The following is a 22,740-nucleotide window of genomic DNA, read 5'->3' as shown; positions in this document are numbered from 1 at the left end:
GAAAGGTGCGTCATGGCAGTTTTACCGACCACAGAAGTTTCTAAATTCAGCGCGGCGGTGCCATTCTGGCTGTCCCTGCTGATGGTCCCGCTTGCGATAGTAGGCGCGACGCAAGGTGGTTGGTGGCTGGCACTGCTTCCGCTTTATGGCTGGGGGATGTTCTCGGTGCTGGATGCGATTCTCGGGCTCAACCTTGATAACGCCGATCCAGATGCCGATCAGGACGACCTGCTTTGGTACCGCATGATAACTATGATGTGGTTTCCCCTGCAGTTCCTTTTGATCTTTGGCATGATCGCTTTTGCGACCCGTGCCGAGCATCTGTCGGGCGGCGAGAAAATCGCGCTGTTCTTCGGTATTGGTGTTGTGTCGGGCACCATCGGGATCAACTACAGCCACGAGTTGATGCACCAGAAAAACAAGCTCGAACGCTGGTTGGGTGATCTCCTGCTGGCGAGCGTCCTGTATTCGCATTTCCGGTCCGAGCATCTGTTGGTCCACCATCGGTATGTGGCGACCCCGAAGGATCCGGTGACGGCGCGGTACAATGAGGGATTTCACCGCTTCTTCCCGCGCGTCCTGCGTCAGAGCATTTTATCGTCTTGGAAGGCCGAAAAGGCGATGCTCGCGCGCAGGGATTTGCCCGTGTCAGACACGTCCAATCCGTTCTATCGCTACGCGGCGCTTCAGGGTGGGATGCTGCTGCTCGCGTTGCTTGCTGGCGGCTGGGCCGGGGTTGGGCTGTTCGTGTTCCAAGCCTTCGTGGCCATCTGGCAGTTGGAATTGGTCAACTACATCGAGCACTACGGGCTGACCCGTAAACACCTTGGCGACGGAAAATATGAACATGTACAGCCGCGCCATTCATGGAATGCGGCGCATAAAGCCTCCAACTGGCTTTTGATAAACCTCCAACGCCACTCCGACCACCATTACAAACCGGACCGCCGCTTCCCGCTTTTGCAAAACTATACGGAAGACGAGGCGCCGCAGTTGCCCTTCGGGTATCCCGTTATGACAATGGCGGCGATGGTCCCGCCTATCTATCGCCGCATCATGAATCCGCGTGTTCGCAAATGGCGGGCAATGTACTATCCTGAAATCACCGATTGGGCCCCGTATAAGACCGCGACCAACCCGATGCCCCGTTAGGCGCTACAACGCATAGCCGTTGCGGCGCGAGGCCTCGACCAGCGGCCGCCAGTACCCTAAAGAAGCATCCGTCGAACTGCTGTGGGAGGGCGCTTCGGTGCCGATCATCTCTGCGCGATCCCGTAAGGCCTCTGCTTGGTAAGGTGCCATTCCCACCACATAGATGGAGGGTGCAATTTTGGCACATCTGTCGTCGTCCTGCTCCGCCGAGAACCCTAGATACGGCGCGATCAGCAGCGTTCCGGGGCGGGCCTGCGCCATGATCGTGTCTTCCATGTCCTTGAGGCCGACGGGGTCTTTCAGCGGGCGGTAGAAGTAAATCACATCGTAGCTTGCGTAGTCCGTAAAACAGCGGGCGTCTGCTTGCAGAATACAATTTTCCGGCGCGTTCAGCTTTGCCATTGCAGCTGCGCCAACCTGCACTTGCGTAGGGTTGTTCTCCAAGCCGCAGGCATTCGGGAAGAATGGAAGGGCCGCCCATATCTTGGTGCCCCCCCCACAGCCGACATCTAGGAACCTTGGTGGCTTGCTACGTTCTTGAGCAAGGCAAATGCGGTAGGCGGCGTGCATCAAGGCCTCAAAATGTGTAGCAGGCAGCGCGATATCGGCATGTGCGTCGGACAGGAGGTTCATCATCGCCTCCGCCGACGGCAGGGCCAAAGTATGAAGCGCCGAGTACAGGTGGTTCACATATCGGTTGTGCGCGCCTTCCATGTAGTCGGCAGGCCGCGGCATGAGCTGTGTCCGTGCGGGCGTCACTTGCTTGTTCACCATGTCCTCAATACTAGGCCAAAGTCTTAGCCGCCGATGCGCGGCGTTGTAATCGACGCGCCGTTCCATTTCAGACTTTCCTGCGCCGTGATATCTAGGATCGGATAGGACCGAGCCTTGGGCTTGCAACGCGGACCGCAGCTTGACGCGATACCGCGAAATTGGGCGCCAGATTTTGGCAAATCCCGGTACGCTACGTTCAGCCGGTGGAAGGGATAGGAATTGGGCCAGTTGCTTTGTTAACTGCGCAAGCTCAGCTTCAATTTTTTCTAGCTCGGTCATTTTAAGGCCGTTCTGACAAGGTACTTAATAAACAATATACGAACAGGTTAGACATTAGTGATTGCTGTGACCAGTACCACAGGCTGTGAAACCGCGTGAAAAAAATGCCCCGCACCTTGGGTTAGGGCGGGGCAGTTGTGTGCCTTCGGAGACCCGAAGACACTGGCGGTAACTGTTGAATTTCGGTGTGTTTAGTTCATTTCCGCGCGGACTTGCTGGCGAAGAAGGTCGATCGGGACCTTTTTGCCATCGCGTTTGAACGTCCAGTAGGTCCAGCCGTTGCAGCTTGGCGCGCCCTCCAGGGCGGCCCCCACTTGGTGGATGGAGCCTTTGATATCATCGCCAATCAGCGTGCCATCGGCGCGGATTTTGGCTTTATGGCGACCGTTCAGGCTCCACAACTCTTCGCCCGGCGTCAGCATGCCGCGTTCTACCAGCTGGCCAAACGGCACGCGTGGTTCTGCCCGTTTGGAGCGGGTCACTTCAAGAGAGGTCCGGTCAAACTTGCGCACGTTCTTCAGGCGTTTCTCAGCGACCTCGCGGTAGGCTGCTTCGCGCTCGATCCCGATAAAATCACGGCCCAGCTTCTTGGCAACCGCACCGGTGGTGCCTGTACCAAAGAACGGATCCAAAACAACATCACCGGGGTTAGTGGTAGCGACCAGAACGCGGTGCAGCAGGCTTTCCGGCTTTTGCGTCGGGTGTGCTTTATCGCCGGCGTCGTTCTTCAAACGCTCGTGGCCAGTGCAGATCGGCAGAACCCAGTCGGAGCGCATTTGCGTTCCCTCGTTCAGGGCCTTCAGCGCTTCATAGTTGAAGGTGTATTTGCTGCCTTCCGATTTAGAGGCCCAGATCAGTGTTTCGTGGGCGTTCGTCAGGCGTTTGCCGCGGAAGTTCGGCATCGGGTTGGATTTGCGCCATACCACGTCATTCAGCATCCAGAAGCCTTGGTTCTGCAACTCGTGGCCGACGCGGAAAATGTTGTGGTAAGAGCCAATAACCCAGATCGCGCCATTCGGCTTGAGCAAGCGCTTGGCGGCTTTCAGCCATGCTTGGGTGAATTCGTCATATTTGCGGAAAGAGGAAAACTGGTCCCATGCGTCGTCGACGGCATCAACCTTAGAGTTGTCGGGGCGGTGCAAATCGCCACGCAATTGCAGGTTATAAGGGGGGTCCGCGAAGATCAAATCTACGGAAGCCTCCGGAAGACTGTTCATTGCCTCGATGCAATCACCGTCCATGATCGAATTCAGCGGCAATGCATCATGCATTACCTTAGTCATTTTACCCATTTTATCGCCTCAAGCTGATGCACGTTTCGTGCTTATTTGCTGTGTTGCTCTAAAGATGAGTCAAAGGGGATTCCCTGTCAAAATCTTTATATTTCAATGAGTTGAAAATTATTGATGACACAAGATATTGTGTACGGGCTTAAAGCTACGTCTATGATGTGGGGTCACACCAAGCTCAGCTAGTGCAGAAATGTGACCCTTTGTCGGGTAGCCGGCATTTTTGTCCCACCCGTAGCCCGGGTATTGTTGCGCAAGTGCATCCATGTGTCTGTCGCGCGTCACCTTGGCCAGTATAGAAGCGGCGGCAATTGACTGTGATTTGCCGTCGCCCTTCACGATCGCCGTGGCCGGTGGCTGCATATCGCGGGGGATTTTGTTGCCGTCGACAAGCACGTGTTCAACATTGCCCAGGCCTTCCACCGCGCGGCACATCGCCAGATGCGAGGCGTGGTAAATGTTCAAGGCGTCGATCTCTTCCACCGAAGCCTCCGCGATGCAAAAGCGCGCGCAGTTGACGATCTGGTCGAACAGAACCTCCCGCTTCTTCAGGCTTATCTTTTTGGAGTCGTTCAATCCGTCCGGAATGTTGTGCGGGTCTAGTATGACGGCAGCGGCCACAACGGGCCCCGCCAAGGGGCCACGCCCCACCTCATCGGTGCCTGCGACGGTTAAAATGCCTTGGGCGATCAGGGCATACTCATATGTAAAATCTGGTGCTGTCATGCGGCTACAAAGACGTGGATTCGCGGGCGGGCGCAACAGCTTGTCCCTAAACAAGGAAGGGCGAACCCTGCGGTCCGCCCTGCTGCTCGATTGTAGAAATAGCTTAGGCCTTCCAGCCGTGCTTGCGAAGACAGTTCGGGGTGTAGAACCGGCGCACCCCGTTACGGGTTTCAACAACGCGCTTACAGTTACGCGGCAACGCATGGCGAGCGTTGTTCTTCATACACCCCGCGCCGTAGACATCACGGACGCCATTATGCGTCCATTGCTCACGCAGGCACCGACGAGGGGCAACCTTGCGCGCGCGGTTGGATTTGGCGCGGCGCGGTTTCGCTTTCTGGGCATGGCGCGGATGAGCGCGTTGCGCGCGGTAAGGTTTATGCGCGCGTTGCGTTGCGACCTCACGCTTGTTGTCCTTGGCAGCATTGGCAAGGATGCCGAGCAATGCCAGCCCCGCGATTACCTTTACTACATCTTCATCTGCGCGCGCTGGCGCCGTGGCCATTGCGCTAAATCCAATCGAGAGGCTCAACAAAGCGGCGATAAATTGGCGTGTCATAGTCTTTCCTTCCGTTGTGCCCACGGTGGCGGGCTTTCGATAGGAAGACTTTGACCGTCGTGGCCATTGTCACTCAATGACGTCCCGTGGTTATTGGATAACCCGCCGCTATCGCCACTTGATATTGAATAACGCGCCGCTGCGGATCATGGTCGGCGCATGAAACATGCTATTTACACACTCGCCCTTGGCTTTGGGCTGTCCGCGATGGCAACGACGGCGACTGCCGCCTGCTACGTCGATTACAAGGCCAAGAAGGATAACCCGCTAAAACTGCATTACGGCGTTGCCGCCGTGCCGGATGGCGCGTGTACCTCGCCAAGGGCTGCGGCCAAGGCCATTGCACCAAGGTTGTCCGCCGCTGGCTGGACATTACTGAACATCGTGTCCCTGTTTGACGACAGCGGCCTGAACGGGAGGAAAGCCAATGCCGGACCTTACTTCCTCCGCTTCTAAAGTACCGTCGCCGGCGCAGGTCATCATCGTGGGCATGGCCGTCATTGTCAGTATTCTGGTCGTGGCGGCGCTAGTATTGTTCCTGAACCTACCCGACGCCAATGCCTTTAACATGCGGGTCGAGCGCATCTTCATAGAGAACGATGCCCTGACCCAAGGCGGCGAAGTCCGCTTGCTGGAAATATTAGCACAGTCCGGCACCGCGTTCTCTGACACATTGGCGTCCTACCGGTTCATTATCTTTGTGCTGTTGGTCTTTGCCACCGCGTTGCTGGTCGCCGCGCTGGTATCGATCGTGTTTCTCGTCACTCTCGCCCGTCGCATGGCCGAGATTGAAAAGAGCGGTATTCAGGTGAACTCACTGATCGTGAGCCGTGATGAGCGTGTCGTCCAGATCAATGACATGGTGTTCAAGCTCACCGAAGCCGCGCTGGAGACATTGTCTGTGCTGGCAGAGGCCCGATTGGACGATGACATATTGTCCGGCTTGGAAATTGAGGCGATGATTTCTGGCAAACCCGAGATTGATTGCGACGAGGCCTCGGGTGCTACGCGGATCAAGCGGCTGCGCGATCACCTAGGCAACCAGATGATGAGCGAGTTGCTGATTAAGAACATCGCCCGCAAAGGTTACGTGCTGGCGGTGGAACCTACTGCGATCAAGATGCTTTGACGGCCCGTTAGGATGCGTCGTCCGGTGTCGCAAGGCGGCTCGACAGCAGGCCACCAGTGGCTTCCACAATAGGATAGGCCACGTAGGTGAATGCGGTGTTGACTTGCTTGAGGGCCCGAATGGTTTCTTGGTGCAGGCTGCTGGTCTCCACGCTCGCGGTATTACCACTACGCAACCGATCTAGGTGATGGGCTTGTAGCCGTTGCTCCGCCTCGCGGGCACGGTCTTTCTCTTCTACCAGCTGGATTGCCGCCTCCGCGTCGCCGGTCATGAGCACATTCAGCCCAAGCTGGACGTTGGACAGCACCTGATCGTGGAAATCACACAGATCGCGCCAGCCCTCATCCGAAAACGACAGCCCGTTCGCATGGAGGCGTTGGGCGAAGTCGATCAGATTTGTGGAGACTTGGTCCCCTGCGTCCTCAAGGTGGTTCGAGATACTCGCAATATCCATCGCACGGCGTGCTTGGTCCGCGGTCAAAACCCCCTCCTGAAGCCGCGCAATATAGAGCTTCACCTCGAAGTGCATGCGGTCAACTTCATCCTCGCTCTCGCGGATAGCGGTCAGGACATCCTCATCCCAATCGCGAAACAGCCCAAGAACGGGCGTTAGCATACCGTGAACCTGCTCCCCCATCTCCAGCACCTCACGCGCGGCGCAGGCCAGCGCGCGGTCGAGGTCGGTTAATGTCGGGTCTAGCGCGCTAATACGGCGCGGCTTGGACGGGGCTGCTTTTGGTAAAACCGCGGAGACGATGTGCAATGCGGGACGGATAAAAACCATACCTGCAAAGAGGACGACCGCATTGAACGCGAGGTGCAAATTGATCGACTGCACAGCGGCGGTTGACCCAAGCAATGCAATCAACGCCTGCCATTGAAGAAGGGCAAGTAACGCTAGCAATGCGCCGCCGCCACGTATGAACAGATTGGCGAGCATCACGCATTTCGCCGCCTGCGTGCCTGTTAGGGTAAGCAAGACCGGAATGGTCGCCCCACCGAAGTTGGCCCCCAAAACAATGGCTGCCGCAACTGGTGCCAACAGCAGGCCTTCCGACGCCATCGCTACTACCGCGAGGACTGTTGCGACACTTGAATGCGTGGCCCATGCCAACACCGCCCCGATCAGGAACGACGTCAATAGATCCTGCGCGAGATAGGAAAACACAACTTCTGTCGCCTGACTGTCCTGCAGCGGGGCAGTCGCCACGCGGATCATCGACAATGAGGTCAGCACCAATGCGATACCGATCACAATGCGGCCCGATTGCTTTGCCCGTCTTGTGCGTCCTTTTAAAAAGAAGGTGACACCGATCACCAGCAGCAGCGGGACCAAGGCAGAGATCGGCGTTAGCAAAATTCTTGCGGCAATAGCAGACCCCAAATCCGCGCCCAAGATGACGGCAAGGCTGCTGCCCAGCGGCAATGCTCCTGCGGAGACAAATCCGGCAACCAGCATGGCAACCGCGGTGGAACTCTGCATCGCAATCGCAGCGATCAGGCCGCTTCCGGCGGCGGTCGCATTGTTCTGGGACGCGCGCCGCACACCCGTGCGCAGCGGACCGGAGAAGCCACGCTCTATACCCGTGCGCACCAGTCTGACGGACCACAACAAAAGCGCGATCGCACCCGCTAGATTTCCGATGATTTGGATCACTGGGCTTCGTCCGATTCAAGTTGAGAAACACAATCCGATGCCACGTGGTCACCGTGCGCCCAAGGCGCTACGCGGCGGCTATCCACCTAATCGGAGCATCTAAATCTGCAATATGCAACATTATTTCTTGCAATAATGTGGGGAACCTCACAGTTTTGATTACGAGGTGGGGGATTCTGACATAAATGCCAGTGGGTAACATACCAACCGATGTTGACCTTGAAACGCGGCCAAAGCTGCGTAAGCAAGAGCGGCGCAAGCACATCTTGCTTGAGCTAAGGTTGCGCCCTCACGTCAGGATTTCGGAACTGGCCGATCACTTTCGGGTCTCTGCAGAAACGGTGCGGCGCGATATCGGAAAGCTTAGCGACGACGGGCTTCTTGACCGCGCACATGGCGGCGCATCCGCCATTATCTCTGGCCGCTACCCGTCATTTAATGAACGCGCAACAGACCGCGTGAACGAGCGTGAGCGCATAGGCCGATTGGCCGCAAATTTAGTGCAACCCGGTGAAACACTCATGGTCGATTCCGGCGCCACGACGCTACAGCTGGCCCGCTTTCTGGCGTTTGATGGCACGCCCTGCACCGTGTTCACCAACAGTTTTCCCGTGGCTATGGCCCTAGGCCAAAGTGACGCTGCGAACGTTGTGGTGTGTCCGGGCGATTACCTGTCATCCGAGTCCGCCGTTGTCGGGACCGACGCCGTCGAGTTTCTTCAGCGTCACTCCGTGGACAGGTGCCTTATCGGCGCATCTGGTCTGTCGGAGGGAGGACCATCGGAAACCATCCGCGGGTTTGCAGCTGTAAAGCGGACAATGCTTCGCCAGTGCCGCATGTCCCACCTGCTCATTGACGGGCGGAAGTTCGGGCGTGAAGGCCTCGCCCAGATCGGCAACCTATCGGACCTCACATCGGTCGTATCGGATCAGGACCCGACGGCCGAACTCGCGAAATCACTGCGGCATTCAAACGTCGAGGTGTTAGTGGCACGATAAGACGACCGCGCCCGCTGGGAGGACGGCAGGCGCGTTAATAAAACCAAGGGAGAAGAAAAATGACTGTACTAAAACGAATACTCGCAGCGACAGGCGCCGTAGCGGCCCTGACGATCTCTGCAACAGGTGCGTGGGCGCAAGACTGCCCGCACGGCGACTTGGATGCACGCTATTGTGACCGTGACGGCGACTTGATCGCGGACATTCCAGAGGACGCATCCGAACTGCTGGACCCTAACCCGCTGATCTTTGCATACACGCCGGTTGAAGACCCAGCCGTGTACAAAACCGCATGGTCTGATTTCCTGTCGCACCTAGAGGAAACCACTGGCAAAGACGTTGTGTTCTTCCCTGTTCAATCCAACGCCGCCCAGATCGAAGCGATGCGCTCCGGCAGGTTGCATATCTCCGGATTCAACACCGGCTCCAACCCGCTCGCGGTGAACTGTGCCGGCTTCAGACCGTTCACAATCATGGCCTCCAAAGATGGGCATTTCGGGTATGAGATGGAAATCATCACCTATCCAGAGTCCGGCATCGCGGGTGTAGAAGACATTAAAGGCAAGCAACTTGCGTTTTCTTCGCCGACGTCCAACTCCGGCTTCAAGGCACCGTCTGCAATCCTGAAGTCCGAATACGATCTGGTCGCAGAGCGCGACTTCGAGCCTGCGTTCTCTGGCAAGCATGACAACACCATCCTCGGCGTAGCCAACAAAGATTACATGGCCGGTGCTGTTGCAAACTCCGTCATGCAACGGATGATTGAGCGTGACGTCATCAAGCCAGAACAGGTGGTATCGATCTACAAATCGCAAACATTCCCGACGACCGGATTTGGTACTGTTTACAATCTCAAGCCAGAGCTTCAGGCCAAGATCAAAGATGCTTTCTTCAGCTTTGATTGGGAGGGGACCACCCTTCAGGAAGAGTTCAAAAAATCCGGCGAAGAGCAGTTCCTTGAAATGAACTACAAGGAATTTTGGGACGTAATCCGCAAGATCGATGCGGCCAACGGTGTAAGCTACTCCTGCCAGTAAGCGAATAACAAATGGCGGTGCCCGACGAAGGGTGCCGCCTATAAACCTAAGTCAACTGAGGCTGGATATGCTGAAACTCAAGAAGCTCGTGAAAACCTACGCCACGGGCGATCAGGCTTTGAAATCAATCGAACTCGAAGTGCCGGAGGGCCAAGTGCTTGCGCTGATCGGACCATCGGGTGCTGGTAAGTCGACGCTGATCCGGTGCATCAACCGCCTTGTAGAGCCAACGTCGGGCGAGGTCTGGCTTGGCGATACAGAGCTGACCAAACTGAACTCATCCGGTCTTCGCCGTGCGCGGCGCGAAATGGGCATGATCTTTCAAGAATACGCCTTGGTCGAACGGTTGACGGTCATGGAAAACGTACTGTCCGGTAGATTGGGGTATGTCGGGTTTTGGCGCAGCTTAACCCGCCGCTTTCCACAGTCCGACGTAGATGAAGCATTCAGGTTGCTTGACCGTGTTGGCCTTTTGGCAATGGCTGACAAACGCGCGGACGAGCTATCAGGCGGCCAGCGCCAACGCGTTGGCATTTGCCGCGCCCTGATCCAAAATCCCAAGCTGCTGCTTGTGGATGAGCCAACAGCATCCCTCGACCCGAAAACCAGCCGCCAGATCATGCGCCTGATTTGCGAGCTTTGCGCAGAGCGCGGACTAGCGGCCATCATCAACATTCACGACGTCGCCCTTGCACAGATGTTTGTGCAACGCGTGGTCGGCTTGCGGTTCGGAGCCGTTGAATTCGACGGCCCGCCAGAAGCTTTGGTGCCGGACGTCTTGACCACCATCTACGGCGAGGAAGACTGGGAAGCGACCATCAAGAAAGACGACGAAGAGGTCGCCCAGTGAGCACGCATCTAGACACCGTAATTGGCCAGCCGTGGAAGCGGCCGCCCTTCATATCAAACCCGATCCTACGGTGGGGTTTGGTCATCGCGTTTTTTGCCTATTTGATCGCCGCTTACATGACGATCGACATCAACTGGGCCCGCGTCTACGCGGGGCTGGATCGCGGCGCGCAGTTCGTGCTGGCGTTCACCAGTCCTGACTTCACCTCACGGTCCTCCGACATATGGGGCGGGCTGATGGAAAGCATCATCATCACGGTGGCCGCATCCGTCGTTGGCATTTTGATCTCTATCCCCATCGGTTTAGGCGCGGCACGCAACATCGCGCCGCTACCAGTCTACCTGATCTGTCGTGGCATCGTAGCTATCAGCCGTGCGCTGCAAGAAATTATCGTGGCGATCCTGCTGGTCGCAATCTTTGGCTTTGGCCCGCTTGCGGGTTTCTTAACGCTTAGCTTCGCCACCATCGGCTTCCTGTCCAAGCTGCTCGCCGAAGACATCGAAAGCATGGACCGCGTTCAGGTCGAGGCCATTCGTGCCTCCGGTGCGCGTTGGGCGCAGTGGGTCAACTACGGGGTACAACCGCAGGTCATGCCGCGGCTCGTAGGCCTGTCCATCTACCGCTTGGACATCAATTTCCGTGAAAGTGCTATCTTGGGGCTGGTTGGTGCCGGTGGGATCGGGGCTACTCTGAATACAGCCTTCGATCGGTATGAGTACGACACCGCTGCCGCGATCCTTATCTTGATCATCGTGATCGTCATGGCGCTGGAATATATCTCCGGCATAGTTCGCGCGAGGGTCCAGTAATGCCTGTAACGCAACACGACGACACCACCGTCTGGCACCGGCGCACGTTTAAACAAACCCTGGCACACTCCGCGATGTGGCTCGGCGGGTTGGCCGTATTCGCCTACTGCTGGATGCAGATATCAAATTCCACCACGTGGTTTTTCGTGTGGGATGCACCGCGCATTGCAGGCGATATCTGGTCACGCGCAACGCCACCAAAATGGGAATACATCACCCAGTTGGGTCGCCCCATCTGGGACACGTTGAACATCGCGACGCTGGGCACGCTGATCTCGCTATGCTTGGCCGTGCCGGTGGCCTTTCTAGCGGCGCACAATACAACACCCTCCAAACTTTTCATCCGGCCCGTCGCCCTGTTCATCATCGTCGCGACACGGTCCATCAACTCTCTGATCTGGGCGCTTCTGCTTATCGCCATCATCGGCCCCGGCGTCTTTGCGGGCGTCGTCGCCATCGCGATACGATCGATCGGGTTTTGCGCAAAGTTGCTATACGAGGCGATTGAGGAGATTGATTCCGTCCAAGTCGAGGCGATCACCGCAACGGGTGCGTCCCGCTGGCAGGTTATGGCGTTCGGTATCGTGCCGCAGATCATGCCAGCCTTCGCGGGCATCGCCGTGTTCCGCTGGGACATCAACATTCGGGAGTCGACCGTGCTGGGCCTTGTCGGTGCCGGTGGGATCGGCCTGCAACTGTCGGCATCCCTGAATGTTCTGGCGTGGCCGCAAGTCAGCCTGATCCTGCTGGTTATCCTCGCAGCCGTGGTGATCAGTGAATGGGTGTCGGCAAAAGTGCGCGGGGCAATCATTTGAGCGGCATGGATACTGAAACCGCCTTCGCGGCCTATGAGGCGGTTCGGCACCGCCTGCCGAGTCCTGCAACTGGGCGTAAAGCCGCCACTCGCTCGGAAACACTGGACGACGTTGCAGACAGCTACGACGCGTTCTTCCTAGATGCCTTTGGCGTCCTGAATATCGGAGAGACCGCAATTCCCGGCGTCGTTGAGCGGGTCGCCAGCCTCAAAGCGCGCGGGAAACGTGTTATAGTGGTCTCCAACGCCGCGGGCTTCCCGCATGCGACGTTGATGGAAAAGTACCATCGCCTTGGCTACGGCTTTGCACCCGAAGATGTCATAACCAGCCGCGCGGCCCTTCTGGCGGCGCCGCAACCAGCCGGACCTATGAAATGGGGCTTAATGGCCACGCCAAGTGCTGGCTTGCAGGACTTCGAAGGGCTGGACGTGACCTATCTGGACGATGATCCTGCCATCTACACGCAGGTCGACGGCTTTCTGATGATCGGCAGCGCCGTTTGGACGGAGCATCGCCAAGCCCTGTTGACTGCCGCGCTAAGGGATCGCCCGCGCCCTGTCTGGGTCGGAAATCCCGACATCGTCGCCCCCCGTGAGACAGGTTTCTCTATTGAACCGGGCCACTTCGCACATCGCCTCGCGAATGGGACCGGCGTCACGCCACGTTTCTTCGGCAAGCCGTTCCTAGATATATACGATCTGGCGTTCCAACGGCTCGCCCCCGAGATTAAGCGCGCACGTGTGTTGATGGTCGGCGACAGCTTACACACCGACATCCTTGGAGCGCAGAACGCTGGCGTCGCCTCTGCCCTGATAGCTGGCTACGGATTTTTCGCAGGCCAAAACGTGGAAAGCGCCATCGCCAAATCCGGTATCAAGCCTGACCACATCCTGGAACGCCCATGAGAAATGGTGGCCCCGACTGGATTCGAACCAGTAACCTGCCCCTTAGGAGGGATGCGTTCATAGCGCTATTCCTTTTGTGATTTCTTAGAGTTGGGTATTTGTACAGCGTCATCCTGTACGTGGTTTGTACGAAAACGCGCCCTGATGTCGGCCTCGTCGGTCTCTGCGTGGGCATAGATCCGCATGGGCAAATTTGGGTCTGACCAGCCGCCAGCCTTGGCTGCGGTGACCGGGTCTACACCTTGGCGCACGACTAGCTCAGTGAAGAACCCATGCCGACCGGCGGGATGCGCCGACAGGTACGGAATGCCCGCGCGTTGGCAGATCGTCTTCCAGCGCGTGTTGTAACCGGTGGAACTGCCATAGCCGAAAACACGCGCCTTCATCAGTTTGCCAGTCTTCCGGTTCTTCGGGCGTTTCGGCGGTAACGCAAGAAGCTCGTCCATCATTTGAGGCGACACAGTAATCCAGCATTCCGGGTGCCCCTTTTGAGCTTTCACTCGGACTTTGTTTTCATGCGGCCGAAGGTCGTCAGGCTCCAACGATACGGCCTGATCAATCCGCGCAGCCGTTTCAAACATGAAACGGACCAGTGTTGCATTGTATGGATCTGCCGCACGGCAAAACGCTTCGATCCATTCCTTGTCGGCTGGCGTGCGCTCCACGCGGCTGAGCTTCCCACGCCGCTTGTCCTGAGCGATCCGCTCAAACTTGTCGTAGGGCTTCACGCGGATTAGCGGCGTCCCCTCCAGCTCGTGCGCATTGTTGATCACCGCACTCGCTGGCGTCACGATCTCGCGCCACCAGGTATCGGTCGACGCCTTGGGTTTCAGCTTTGGTCCAAGGCTCTTCAATAGTGCACCAGAAATTGCGCCCAGCGACAGGTCGCCGATTGCTTCGACAATCGGGATCAACTGCTTCGCTGCTTTTGGGGACGCGTTGTAGAGCATAATTGCATCGGAGAACGTCTTGCTCGGTTCGTCGCCCACGACATAGCGACGGATCTGCCGTTCGGTCTCATGGTTTATCCAGTCCCGTGCGCCCTCTTCTGTAGATGCCTTAGTGCTTCGCCGGTATGGGCCGGCGATTGGCCTGCCGTTGTATTCGATCCACCCCTTGGCCCAGTAAACGTGGCCCCTCTTGTAAATTTGGAGCGGCATGACTGGCCTCCTTCAAAAATCGTATCAATCTGCGCGGGGGTGATCAGCATGGTTCGCCCAAGGCGATAAAATGCACCCGTCTCATTGGCGCGTTCGCGCAAGGTGCGTTCCGAAATATCGATCCCCATCCCGGCCATGACTTCGACCCACTGCGCGGGCGTTTTCCCAAGCCCCAGGATCTGAGAGCTGTCTGAATAGTTGGTCTCTGCCATTTCAGTCGTCCTTGTCCGCTTAAGTTGAATCAGCGACACGCATGGAATCGCTTGTTCTGCACCTTCTGACGTGGTCAGATGTGATTAACTGTAAATGTTCGTCATTTTTTGCAAAGTTCGCGAATTTCGGCGAAGTGGTCAATTGGAAAATTCAGATGCCGCAGAAACCTGCTGATCTTTTTGCTGCAATGGGTGCTCGTCTCACCATTGCTCGCAATGAAATCGGCTTCTCACAAGCGGCCATGGCGGAAGCTATCGGTGTCTCACCGCGCGCGTATCACAGCTACGAAAAGGGCCAGCGCGGAATGCCTGTAGAAGCCTTGGTCGCGATGGGTGAACGGTTCGAGGTGGACGTGCCCTGGCTGCTACTCGGCACCAAATCCATTCGGGCGGGGCATGATTTCGATGCCCTCAAACACATCGAAAGCTCACTGGATCAGCACCTCACCGAAGAGGGCATGAAGATCAAAAGCGAAAAGCGCGGGGCCATCGTGGCTCGTTGGTATCAATCGCATGTCGAAGGCCGTGAAGTGACGGATGACGACGTGCACACATGGATCGAGTTGGTAAGGGAATGATTTGGTGAACAAGGCAAGCAAACGCTGGAACATGTTGCGAAATTCGGTCTTGGAGCGCACTCGTCGTGAGGTGATTGAACCCTTTGATCCGCTTTACCTGATCTTCCTAGGAACCAGCGTGTTCTACCTGATTGGTTTCGGCCAACTATCGTTGGCGCAACAGCCCACCGAATACTCGGTTTTGGCCGCCATCATGATTTTTGCCATCGCCACAGCAGGCTTGGCACTTCCATTTTTGACAGGTGCGGTGCTGACCTTACGCGCGGCCGATCGAAAACTGGAACGTCTTCAACGCGGGTGATCCGATGGCCTTCGGTATCTTCATCCATCGCAGCGACTCGATCTACGACGACATTCCCTCGGAGCGGTATCAGTTTCCCAAGCAATACCTCTCTCGTGCCCAACAGTGCGAAGGGGATTGGATCGTCTACCTGGAGCCAAGCAAAGTCAAAGAGACCAAAGGGTACTTTGCTGTCGCTAAGGTTCAGGAAATCATTCCGGATCCAAGGAAGCAGGACATGTTTTTGGCGGTGATTGAGCCGGGAACGTATCTTGATTTCGGCGACCCAGTTTCATTCCGGGACGATAATTCAATCATCGAAAGAGGATTGCTGAACGATCAAGGCAAGATATCCGGACGCGCGCAGGCTGCAGTAAGAACTCTTTCAGCTGAAGACTTTGCCCGAATCGTCGAACGTGGACTTGGTCGAGATGAGGACATCCTGCCTCGCGTGGGCGACACGATGCACCTGCCAGGTTTTCAGGACGCGCAAACGCCTTTCCAACACATGCCCGCACGGGAACGCGTCAACCAACTGACCAACCGGGCGGTTCGCGATCGTAATTTCAGAAAGAACATCCTGCGCGCCTACGGCGAGCGCTGCGCCATCACTGGTTTACGTCTGATAAATGGCGGTGGCCGAGCTGAAGTGGAAGCCGCTCATATCAGACCAGTCGAGCATGACGGACCCGACATCGTCAGCAACGGGCTCGCCCTTTCTGGAACGGCGCATTGGATGTTTGATCGGGGTCTCGTTGGATTGGCTGACGACCTGACAATTCTGGTTTCCCGTCAAAGCAACGACATCGAAGCCGTGACATCGATGATCAACTCATCCGGCAAGATCTTGGTGCCGGATCGCCTCGCCAACCGGCCAAGGACTGAGTTTGTAACCTGGCACAGAGAGAATTGTTTTAAGCAGTAATGGCCTATCTATTTTTGGACGACAGTAAACACCATAGATCCGGATTTTCACTTGCAGCATTTGCAATATGTGATGCGGATCCCGCAGAAGAAATGGGCACCCTTTTTCTCAAGCACGGCTTCGATCCGAGTACGTTCGAATTCAAGTCTTCAGCGTCAATGAAAGATGACAATGATCTTCAAGCGCTGCGGAACAGTTTAAAAAGTTTCATCACGCGAAACTGCAAAATGGCCTTGTGCGTGGTAGATAGCGCAGATGACACCAAAAACTTAGGGCCCGCTTCCCTGGCGCTTTTGCGTAACGCGCTGAAGCATCCCCAGCTCAAGGGTGGGCAACATAAGGTCTTTTTTGATGAAGGTCTCTTCAAGCACAAAAGTGCGGCCGAGGCTTTAACTGCACGAGACGAAGATTTTGCAGGCTGCAACTTCTACTTTGAACAAGATTCCAAAGCGGTAATGGGTATCCAACTGGCCGACATCATGGCCCATACGTGCAGTATCATGCTGTTAGAAGCTCTTGGAGTTTTGTCCAAAATGGTGGTGCTCGATTTACCGGGCGACAGCATTTACGATGGCTTGGAAGTTGAGTTGGGCTTCGAGATGTGGGCCGGAATCCGCTACGCATTCCTCAGCCAAAACAAGCGAAACCCAAAAGATGATTTCGATCTTGCGAACGTAGACGTTTACCCTTGGGGCCTATTCATTGATGAGAGCGTCAACGAGCGGATCGCACCTGTTGTGATGGAGCGTTTTGGCGAAAACTACTTGGGTTGTATTCATTGAATGCAAAAATTCGAGCGGTGACTTAGGTCAAGGCAGCTCTGTGCTGAACCGGCTGGTACCTGACTTTGGTAGAATGCGCCGAATAGCGGTCGTATGTTGTCCTTGTCATTACAACTCAAACGCGAGACCCTATGAGCAACAATGGACCGGCGAGTATGACGAGTATTAAGCGTTGAAAGAAAAGAACAGCCCGAAGTGGAATCCCGAGAACCCCGTTGAGGTTACGCCAGAAGAGTATGAGAAACAGGTTATTTCTTGGCTGAAATCTGCTGGAGCCGGACTTCTGGAGTTTTCCGTCTCTCACTTGAAAAAGATACAAGGAAGTAGTGGTGAATACAGCATTGATGGTTGGGTTGAGTTCGAAGTCCTCGGGGGCGCCAAGGTCTGCGTCCTGGTCGAATGTAAAAGACGTGGACGGCCGGTTGAAAGAGACGTCATTTTGGGCGTGCACGCAAAGGCCCAAGAAATTGGAGCGCAAAAGTCCATAGTGTTTTCAACCTCGGGCTTTCAGAGAGGAGCTGTTGAGTTTGCCTCGTCTGCCAGTATTGCACTTGTAATCTTCGTGGACGGCAAACTGACCTATGTCACTCGCAGCAAAGAGCCGTTGTCCGAAGCAAGCTATCCACCTGATCTGCCAGATTTCGCAGGGCAAATGATACGGTCTGAGGGCAATATAACCACAATTTCGACCATTACAGATGACCGGATCAACCCATTGGCAGATTGGTTCAAACCAGTACGCAAGCGCGGTTGAAGTTCGAAGCAAGATCACTTGAGTGATGCAATAGCGAGAGAGTTTTTTTGACCACTGATTATGTCTCCTTGTCCCGAAGATTTGCGGAAGTCACTACTGGTGATTTCGAAAGCGAGCCAGAAAGTATTTGGGCGTCATTGGCCAGCCAAAATAAAGGTAGCACGTGGGATGAAATACTCTCAAATGACATTTCTGTACTTCTAGGCACTGCTGGTTCTGGCAAAACTACAGAGCTTCAACATCAAGTGACGCGCATGATAGCGGCGGGGCAAGATGCGTTTCTGTTTCGGCTGGAAGCGCTTCAAGATGGTTCGGTATCTGGCGCATTCGACTTTGAGCTCGAAGAGCAAGGCGAGAAGTTCGAAAGATGGAAGCGCACAAGAAAGGGTGGGGTACTGTTTTTTGACGCGCTTGACGAAGCTCGCCTGCCTTCATCAAGCAATGAGAGCGCTCTAGAGAAAGCCCTCGAAGTCGTGTCGCGCGAAATTGGGCGACGAAACGCGCCTATACATGTAGTGGTCACAAGTCGCCCCAGTGAGTGGCTCGGAGACGGGGATGCAAGACGTCTCAGTCAATTCATTCGAAGGACAAGGCATGCTGAGCAAGACTTGGAGGCTTCCGGTCCTAGTTTCAAGATGTACCGTCTCGCCCCGCTAGCGAACGAGGACATCGAGAAACTTGCAGATTCCCGCGGTGTGAACCCTTCGGACTTTATCAACGCCGTGAATGCCAATCTTTCTACTGGGCTCATCCAGCAACCGTTGGATGCGCATCTTTTTTTGGATGTTTGGAAAAAGGCTGTTAATGAAGGTCGCCCCCCTGAGGAAGTGTTCAAGTCTCGACTTCAAGTAATGCGTGATTTGGTGACGTGGCGGCTATTCGGCAGGTCTGAAAGTCAAGATAGACTTAGCATTGATCTGATCAGAGCTAGGAAAGCTGCCGGCAAGCTTGCAGCTTTTGTAGTTTTGTCTGGCAAACAGGATTTTTCCGTGCATGCGTTGCCTGGAGGTGATGCGACCAATGCCGCTCAGGTCCTGTCCACCGACGTAGACTCATGGACAGCGCCAGAAGTTCGCGAGTTGCTTGCCTGCGGGCTCTTCCAGCCTTCTGTCGGGGGGCGTATCAGGTTCGCGCACCGAGAGATTCGGGACTTCCTTGCAGCTGAGCATTTCGACGAGAGCTTGCGAGCTAGGGCGAACTCTGAGGACACAATCGCACCACTACTTGCCGAGGGCTTGGGACAGCGATCGATCCCACAATCGACTGAACATGTAATGGGTTGGCTAGCCAGTTTGAACAGCGCAGCGAAGACCGTTGTGGCAAATGTAAGGCCTGCACTTCTCATTGAAACGGGAGACCCGAAATCATTGTCCGTCGGTGACAAGGAGGTCGCCCTGCGCCACCAAGCGCGCCTCTATGACCACCTTCGATTTAGGGGCGAATGGTTCTATCACGACGACATCAAGCGCTTCACACATCCCGAATTGTGGTCGGTAGTCGGCGAACTACTCGACAATTCGAGCTCTCCAGAATTGACAGATTTTTTGATTGAGGTCTCGCGCTTTGGTCAAATGGAGCCACTTGCTCCAAAGCTGGCGGGCTTTGTTGGAGATGCAAGTTTAGGCTATCGAAGCAAAGCAGAAGCGTGCGCCGCCCTAGATGAGATGGGAGACCTGCGTTACCGAGCTGATGTATTGTCAGAAGCCCTTAAGGCCACACCACCGGACGCAGAGGATTCTGATTCTGCGCCGAACTGGAACATGTTCCAGTTGAAGGCATTGAAGTACGGCTTTGGCGAAGCCACTCTGCTCGACGGAATTAACATTCTTTCAAGAATTCAAAGAGAGCGCTCAAACTATTCGTCCGCGACATCCCAGTATTTGATCGAACTTTTTGAAGGCTTGTCGAGGCCTGAGAAGCGAACTTGGTTATCCATTTTGTTGCGTTTTACATTTTCTGGCCGAGCCGAAAACAGATACCGCATGCCTGATGCTTCAGCACGATACAAAAGGTTTGTGCCAGCCATCATCCAACTAGCGTCTGAACTAGTTGATGATAAAGATGTTCCTCCTGACGACAGCGACTTGCTCAACGCTGTTGAGTTGGCGATGGGCAAAGACGACAGGATTGACGTATTCGGACGAAAGGCACCGACGACGCGGTTGGCCGATAGACTCCGGGCACGGCCCGAAGTCAAACACGCTCTCATTCAAAGACGAGTCGCTCTTTTCTCTGATCGTGTTCAGCAGCACCGCGTCCCGTTTGGAGTGATCTACCCTTTGGAGTTTGATGAAAAAGAGGAAAACGGAGAGGTCTTCGATCAATCCGATGTGTCTCACTACTGCGAGCTTGCTTCGGAAGCTACCGATCAGTCCGAGCGGGCATTTCTACTCGACTTGGCACAAACCATTCTGGCCAAACTCAGGGGAGAAGATCATGACTATGCGCTAGGTGTGTTCCGGGGGTATCTCAGGAAATATGGGAACGAGGATCAACGACGGCAATTCGGCATCCGTGGTTGGTTTCTTCGAACAAAATCACGCTTCCAAAATCAATATCGCTATGACACCCAAAGGTGGTTCCAGGGCAAGAAGGAAGCCTTTCAGTCTTGGAGAACAGCCCGAAACAATCGAAAGTTCATCACTAGCAACCGCAAGGAGATTTCCGCTGGTGAGTTCGACAACAGCAATGCAATTTGGCTGTTTGAACGAGCTCCAGATGATCTTGGAAATGGAACAATCCGCGCGATCAATGAGGAGTATGGGTCCGAGATCGCCCAACTTTTCAGTAATGGCTTGCGGCAATACTGGAAGATAAATGATACGAGCTATTCTGAGCGACGAACATATCTTGGCCACATAGGCCTGGCAGGCGTGAATCTCGATTACTCGTTTGGCGAACTGCCTGTTGACCCCAACCTTGTGCGAAAGGCCTTCCGTTACGCGTTCCACGAATTGAACGGCTTTCCTGAGTGGGTCGAGGAATTGGCGGTCAGTTTCCCGAGCCAATTTTTCTCCGAGGTCAAATATGCGTTGTTAGTAGACTTCGATTCTGCGCGCGGCGACGGCGACCAGCATGCATCGGACTGCTTGAGCAAAATCGCCTACTCTGGTCTGGAGATGAGAAATCTGGTAGCTCCTATGCTTCTGCGGATGATGATGCGAGGTCTTCCAAGAAACCGTCGCGATAGAATGCTCTGCCTAGACATTGTAGCTCGAGCGCCAACTGTCGAGCGAAACCGTCTTTCCAGGTTTCTTGTCTCAGGCTACCGGGCGGCGAGGACCCGTTTCGATTTCCGAGAGGCATGGGTCTGGCTTGACGGACTAATGAACGCGAACTCACACGCCGCCAAACATGTTTTAGCCTCAACATTTGGAGATCTGCATAGCGCAGGACAGAAAGCGCTCTTCTTCGAATATCTAGGTCGCGAAGGTAATAAGCCTGCTCTGGGAGAAGGTTCAGAACATGTGCGAAGCGAGTATGAGAGAGATTCAATTCTGCTGGAGTGGCTGGTTCGGGCATCGTACTTGGCATGGCCACCTGAGAAGGATGTGAAGCACGAAAGTGTCTACTCGCCGGGAAAAGAGGACCACGCCGAGACGAACCGGCGAAACTACACCAATATGCTGTCTGCGTTTCAAACGCCTGATGTTGTTATTGCATTTGGAAGACTGGCTCAGTCCAAGGAGCTTTCGAGCTACCGAGATACGTTTTTACATCAGATCGAGCTGATGAAACGAGGGGCGGGGAGGAGACCCGAACTCTCAATTCACGAGACAATTCAATTTCTGAATGATCAATCCAAGCCACCGGCGACTGTGGAAGAGTTTAGGAAACTCTGCCAAATGCACCTAAAAACACTGCTCGAAAAACTGCACACTTCCGATGACGATGAAAGCGCATTCTTCCGGCGTGGCGAAGCGAAAGAAGGCGATCTGAGAAATTGGCTGGCCGCTCGCCTCAGAGACGCGGGTGAGCGCTACTACACGGTAATCAGGGAGCAAGAAGTCGCAGGTGAGAAGCGGCCTGATCTCCGAATCCACTCAAGAGCTGATGCGTTGGGAAAGGTATCGGTTGAGATTAAGCTTGCCGATATGAAACACTGGACTGGGGATGAGCTGGTCAACACTCCTGATAAGCAGCTCTCAAAGCAGTATTTGTTTGAGCCTTCATCCCACACCGGCATTTATGTTCTCGTGAATGCTGCTCGCCCTAGAAAAGTTGAGAAGGATAAGAAGACAAAGAAAGTCAGACGGAGTGCGTTCCGCAAAAATGTAGACGGCCAACCAGTTGACTTTGAAGGCCTTATAGAACGTGTAGATGCCAAGTGTGCCGAAGTGAACGATGGGCTTCCTGAAGGTAAAAGAGTAATTGCCGTGACCCGCGACATTTCAGAGAAACCGTCGGAAACCGTTTAATTTTCTGTGGTGTAGGTGAGCGGTAGCTCGTTCTTTATTTTTCTCACCTTTGCAATTCTTCCCGTTGTCACGACATTCATTTTCTTCAGTCACCTGTTACGCGAATTAAAGAGAGCCATCGACTTGCTCCGCTCGAAACGGTGCAAACGAACCGAAACACCCTTGGCTTCAGGGTTGGTGCAAACTGTTGACGTTTTGAGTGTTTCACCTCTCTGTAGTCTCGAGCTGCGTTAAAGCGAATGCCCCGCGCTGCGGTGGCTATCTCTCGCGTCTAGCTCTCGGTCAGCCGCTTCTCGGCATGGACCTGTCGCGCTTTCGTGCCGCCCCTGGTGCTCGTTTAGGCCACCTTTCGTTCGAATGCGACAGGGCTTTTCCAACCTAATGTTGAATGGCGTCGTCGTGGATTGTAGAAGCCGTTGATGTATTCGAAGATCACCATCTCAGCCTTCCTGCGGGTTCCCCAGTTATCGCGCCAGATCAATTCTGCCTTGATGGTTTTGAAGAAGGTTTCGACGGCGGCATTATCATAGCAATTGCCTTTGCCAGACATGGATACTTTGAAGCCATGCTGGCGCAGGATTTTTTGGTAATCGTGTGAGCAATATTGGCTGCCACGGTCGGTATGATGGATGCAGCCTTTTGCAGGTGCGCG

General features: G+C 55.1%; 22 protein-coding genes. 15 read left to right on the top strand and 7 right to left on the bottom strand.

The features are described 5' to 3' along the window. Nucleotides 1-12: 12 nt before the first annotated feature. Nucleotides 13-1,152, top strand: a complete 1,140-nt coding sequence (locus tag BLW66_RS15255; protein ID WP_089948023.1) for an alkane 1-monooxygenase — start codon at nucleotides 13-15, stop codon at nucleotides 1,150-1,152. A gap of 3 nt (nucleotides 1,153-1,155) precedes the next feature. Here the strand turns inward: BLW66_RS15255 and BLW66_RS15250 are convergent, their stop codons facing one another. The 4 genes from BLW66_RS15250 to BLW66_RS15235 form a co-directional block, all read right to left on the bottom strand. Continuing rightward, nucleotides 1,156-2,205 (bottom strand): class I SAM-dependent methyltransferase, encoded by a 1,050-nt coding sequence (locus BLW66_RS15250; protein ID WP_089948022.1) that lies wholly within the window; start codon nucleotides 2,203-2,205, stop codon nucleotides 1,156-1,158. A gap of 191 nt (nucleotides 2,206-2,396) precedes the next feature. Next, complete coding sequence (locus BLW66_RS15245) at nucleotides 2,397-3,476, bottom strand: site-specific DNA-methyltransferase (protein ID WP_139254581.1); 1,080 nt, start codon at nucleotides 3,474-3,476, stop codon at nucleotides 2,397-2,399. Between the two features lie 129 nt (nucleotides 3,477-3,605). Next, nucleotides 3,606-4,220 carry a ribonuclease HII gene (locus BLW66_RS15240; RefSeq protein ID WP_089948245.1) on the bottom strand — a complete coding sequence of 205 codons (615 nt, stop codon included), beginning with the start codon at nucleotides 4,218-4,220 and terminating at the stop codon, nucleotides 3,606-3,608. Between the two features lie 103 nt (nucleotides 4,221-4,323). After that, on the bottom strand, nucleotides 4,324-4,779 hold the full coding sequence (locus tag BLW66_RS15235; protein ID WP_089948020.1) for a hypothetical protein: 456 nt from the start codon (nucleotides 4,777-4,779) through the stop codon (nucleotides 4,324-4,326). 159 nt (nucleotides 4,780-4,938) lie between these two features. Between BLW66_RS15235 and BLW66_RS15230 the strand changes: the two genes are divergently transcribed. Beyond that, nucleotides 4,939-5,235 carry a hypothetical protein gene (locus BLW66_RS15230; protein WP_089948019.1) on the top strand — a complete coding sequence of 99 codons (297 nt, stop codon included), beginning with the start codon at nucleotides 4,939-4,941 and terminating at the stop codon, nucleotides 5,233-5,235. Next, nucleotides 5,207-5,908: a winged helix-turn-helix domain-containing protein gene (locus BLW66_RS15225; protein WP_170833503.1), complete on the top strand. Its 702-nt coding sequence runs from the start codon at nucleotides 5,207-5,209 to the stop codon at nucleotides 5,906-5,908. Before BLW66_RS15230 ends, BLW66_RS15225 begins: the two co-directional genes overlap by 29 nt. Nucleotides 5,909-5,915: 7 nt before the next feature. On the opposite strand, the gene BLW66_RS15220 is transcribed toward BLW66_RS15225, so the two are convergent. Beyond that, the gene (locus tag BLW66_RS15220) at nucleotides 5,916-7,565 is read right to left on the bottom strand and encodes a Na/Pi cotransporter family protein (protein WP_089948018.1); all 1,650 of its coding nucleotides are present in this window, start codon (nucleotides 7,563-7,565) and stop codon (nucleotides 5,916-5,918) included. Between the two features lie 191 nt (nucleotides 7,566-7,756). Between BLW66_RS15220 and BLW66_RS15215 the strand changes: the two genes are divergently transcribed. The 6 genes from BLW66_RS15215 to BLW66_RS15190 all read left to right on the top strand — a co-directional run bounded on the left by BLW66_RS15215 (nucleotide 7,757) and on the right by BLW66_RS15190 (nucleotide 12,979). Beyond that, nucleotides 7,757-8,563: a DeoR/GlpR family DNA-binding transcription regulator gene (locus BLW66_RS15215; RefSeq protein ID WP_244508669.1), complete on the top strand. Its 807-nt coding sequence runs from the start codon at nucleotides 7,757-7,759 to the stop codon at nucleotides 8,561-8,563. A gap of 59 nt (nucleotides 8,564-8,622) precedes the next feature. Beyond that, on the top strand, nucleotides 8,623-9,600 hold the full coding sequence (gene phnD / locus BLW66_RS15210) for a phosphate/phosphite/phosphonate ABC transporter substrate-binding protein (RefSeq protein WP_089948016.1): 978 nt from the start codon (nucleotides 8,623-8,625) through the stop codon (nucleotides 9,598-9,600). 67 nt (nucleotides 9,601-9,667) lie between these two features. Beyond that, nucleotides 9,668-10,450 carry a phosphonate ABC transporter ATP-binding protein gene (phnC, locus tag BLW66_RS15205; protein WP_089948015.1) on the top strand — a complete coding sequence of 261 codons (783 nt, stop codon included), beginning with the start codon at nucleotides 9,668-9,670 and terminating at the stop codon, nucleotides 10,448-10,450. Next, on the top strand, nucleotides 10,447-11,259 hold the full coding sequence (gene phnE, locus BLW66_RS15200) for a phosphonate ABC transporter, permease protein PhnE (RefSeq protein ID WP_089948014.1): 813 nt from the start codon (nucleotides 10,447-10,449) through the stop codon (nucleotides 11,257-11,259). The genes phnC and phnE (BLW66_RS15200) overlap by 4 nt, the downstream gene beginning before the upstream one ends. Next, nucleotides 11,259-12,074 (top strand): phosphonate ABC transporter, permease protein PhnE, encoded by an 816-nt coding sequence (phnE, locus tag BLW66_RS15195; protein WP_089948013.1) that lies wholly within the window; start codon nucleotides 11,259-11,261, stop codon nucleotides 12,072-12,074. Before phnE (BLW66_RS15200) ends, phnE (BLW66_RS15195) begins: the two co-directional genes overlap by 1 nt. A gap of 5 nt (nucleotides 12,075-12,079) precedes the next feature. Then, nucleotides 12,080-12,979: an HAD-IIA family hydrolase gene (locus BLW66_RS15190; RefSeq protein ID WP_244508668.1), complete on the top strand. Its 900-nt coding sequence runs from the start codon at nucleotides 12,080-12,082 to the stop codon at nucleotides 12,977-12,979. 65 nt (nucleotides 12,980-13,044) lie between these two features. Here BLW66_RS15190 and BLW66_RS15185 read toward each other — a convergent pair whose 3' ends face one another. Next, entirely contained in the window at nucleotides 13,045-14,139 is a 1,095-nt protein-coding gene (locus tag BLW66_RS15185; RefSeq protein ID WP_089948011.1) for a tyrosine-type recombinase/integrase, read from the bottom strand. A gap of 253 nt (nucleotides 14,140-14,392) precedes the next feature. Here BLW66_RS15185 and BLW66_RS15180 point away from each other — a divergent pair, with 253 nt between their 5' ends. From BLW66_RS15180 to BLW66_RS18035, 6 genes are all read left to right on the top strand, one after another. Next, nucleotides 14,393-14,929, top strand: coding sequence for a helix-turn-helix domain-containing protein (locus BLW66_RS15180; RefSeq protein ID WP_244508667.1), 537 nt, complete (start codon nucleotides 14,393-14,395; stop codon nucleotides 14,927-14,929). Between the two features lie 4 nt (nucleotides 14,930-14,933). Then, nucleotides 14,934-15,230, top strand: coding sequence for a hypothetical protein (locus BLW66_RS15175; RefSeq protein WP_139254580.1), 297 nt, complete (start codon nucleotides 14,934-14,936; stop codon nucleotides 15,228-15,230). Between the two features lie 4 nt (nucleotides 15,231-15,234). Then, on the top strand, nucleotides 15,235-16,134 hold the full coding sequence (locus BLW66_RS15170; protein WP_089948009.1) for an HNH endonuclease: 900 nt from the start codon (nucleotides 15,235-15,237) through the stop codon (nucleotides 16,132-16,134). Beyond that, nucleotides 16,134-16,916: a DUF3800 domain-containing protein gene (locus BLW66_RS15165; protein WP_089948008.1), complete on the top strand. Its 783-nt coding sequence runs from the start codon at nucleotides 16,134-16,136 to the stop codon at nucleotides 16,914-16,916. The genes BLW66_RS15170 and BLW66_RS15165 overlap by 1 nt, the downstream gene beginning before the upstream one ends. Before the next feature lie 172 nt (nucleotides 16,917-17,088). Next, nucleotides 17,089-17,670 carry a restriction endonuclease gene (locus tag BLW66_RS15160; RefSeq protein WP_089948007.1) on the top strand — a complete coding sequence of 194 codons (582 nt, stop codon included), beginning with the start codon at nucleotides 17,089-17,091 and terminating at the stop codon, nucleotides 17,668-17,670. A gap of 47 nt (nucleotides 17,671-17,717) precedes the next feature. Then, nucleotides 17,718-22,088: a P-loop NTPase family protein gene (locus BLW66_RS18035; protein ID WP_211664282.1), complete on the top strand. Its 4,371-nt coding sequence runs from the start codon at nucleotides 17,718-17,720 to the stop codon at nucleotides 22,086-22,088. Between the two features lie 337 nt (nucleotides 22,089-22,425). Here the strand turns inward: BLW66_RS18035 and BLW66_RS15150 are convergent. Continuing rightward, nucleotides 22,426-22,740, bottom strand: a 315-nt coding sequence (locus BLW66_RS15150) for an integrase core domain-containing protein (RefSeq protein WP_139254579.1), incomplete at its 5' end; no start/stop codon positions are given.

It is taken from the genome of Litoreibacter albidus (assembly GCF_900107015.1).
GTDB classification, from domain to species: domain Bacteria; phylum Pseudomonadota; class Alphaproteobacteria; order Rhodobacterales; family Rhodobacteraceae; genus Litoreibacter; species Litoreibacter albidus.
The sequence above is the reverse complement of the archived record's forward strand: the minus strand, read 5'-3'. Positions and strand labels throughout refer to the sequence as shown.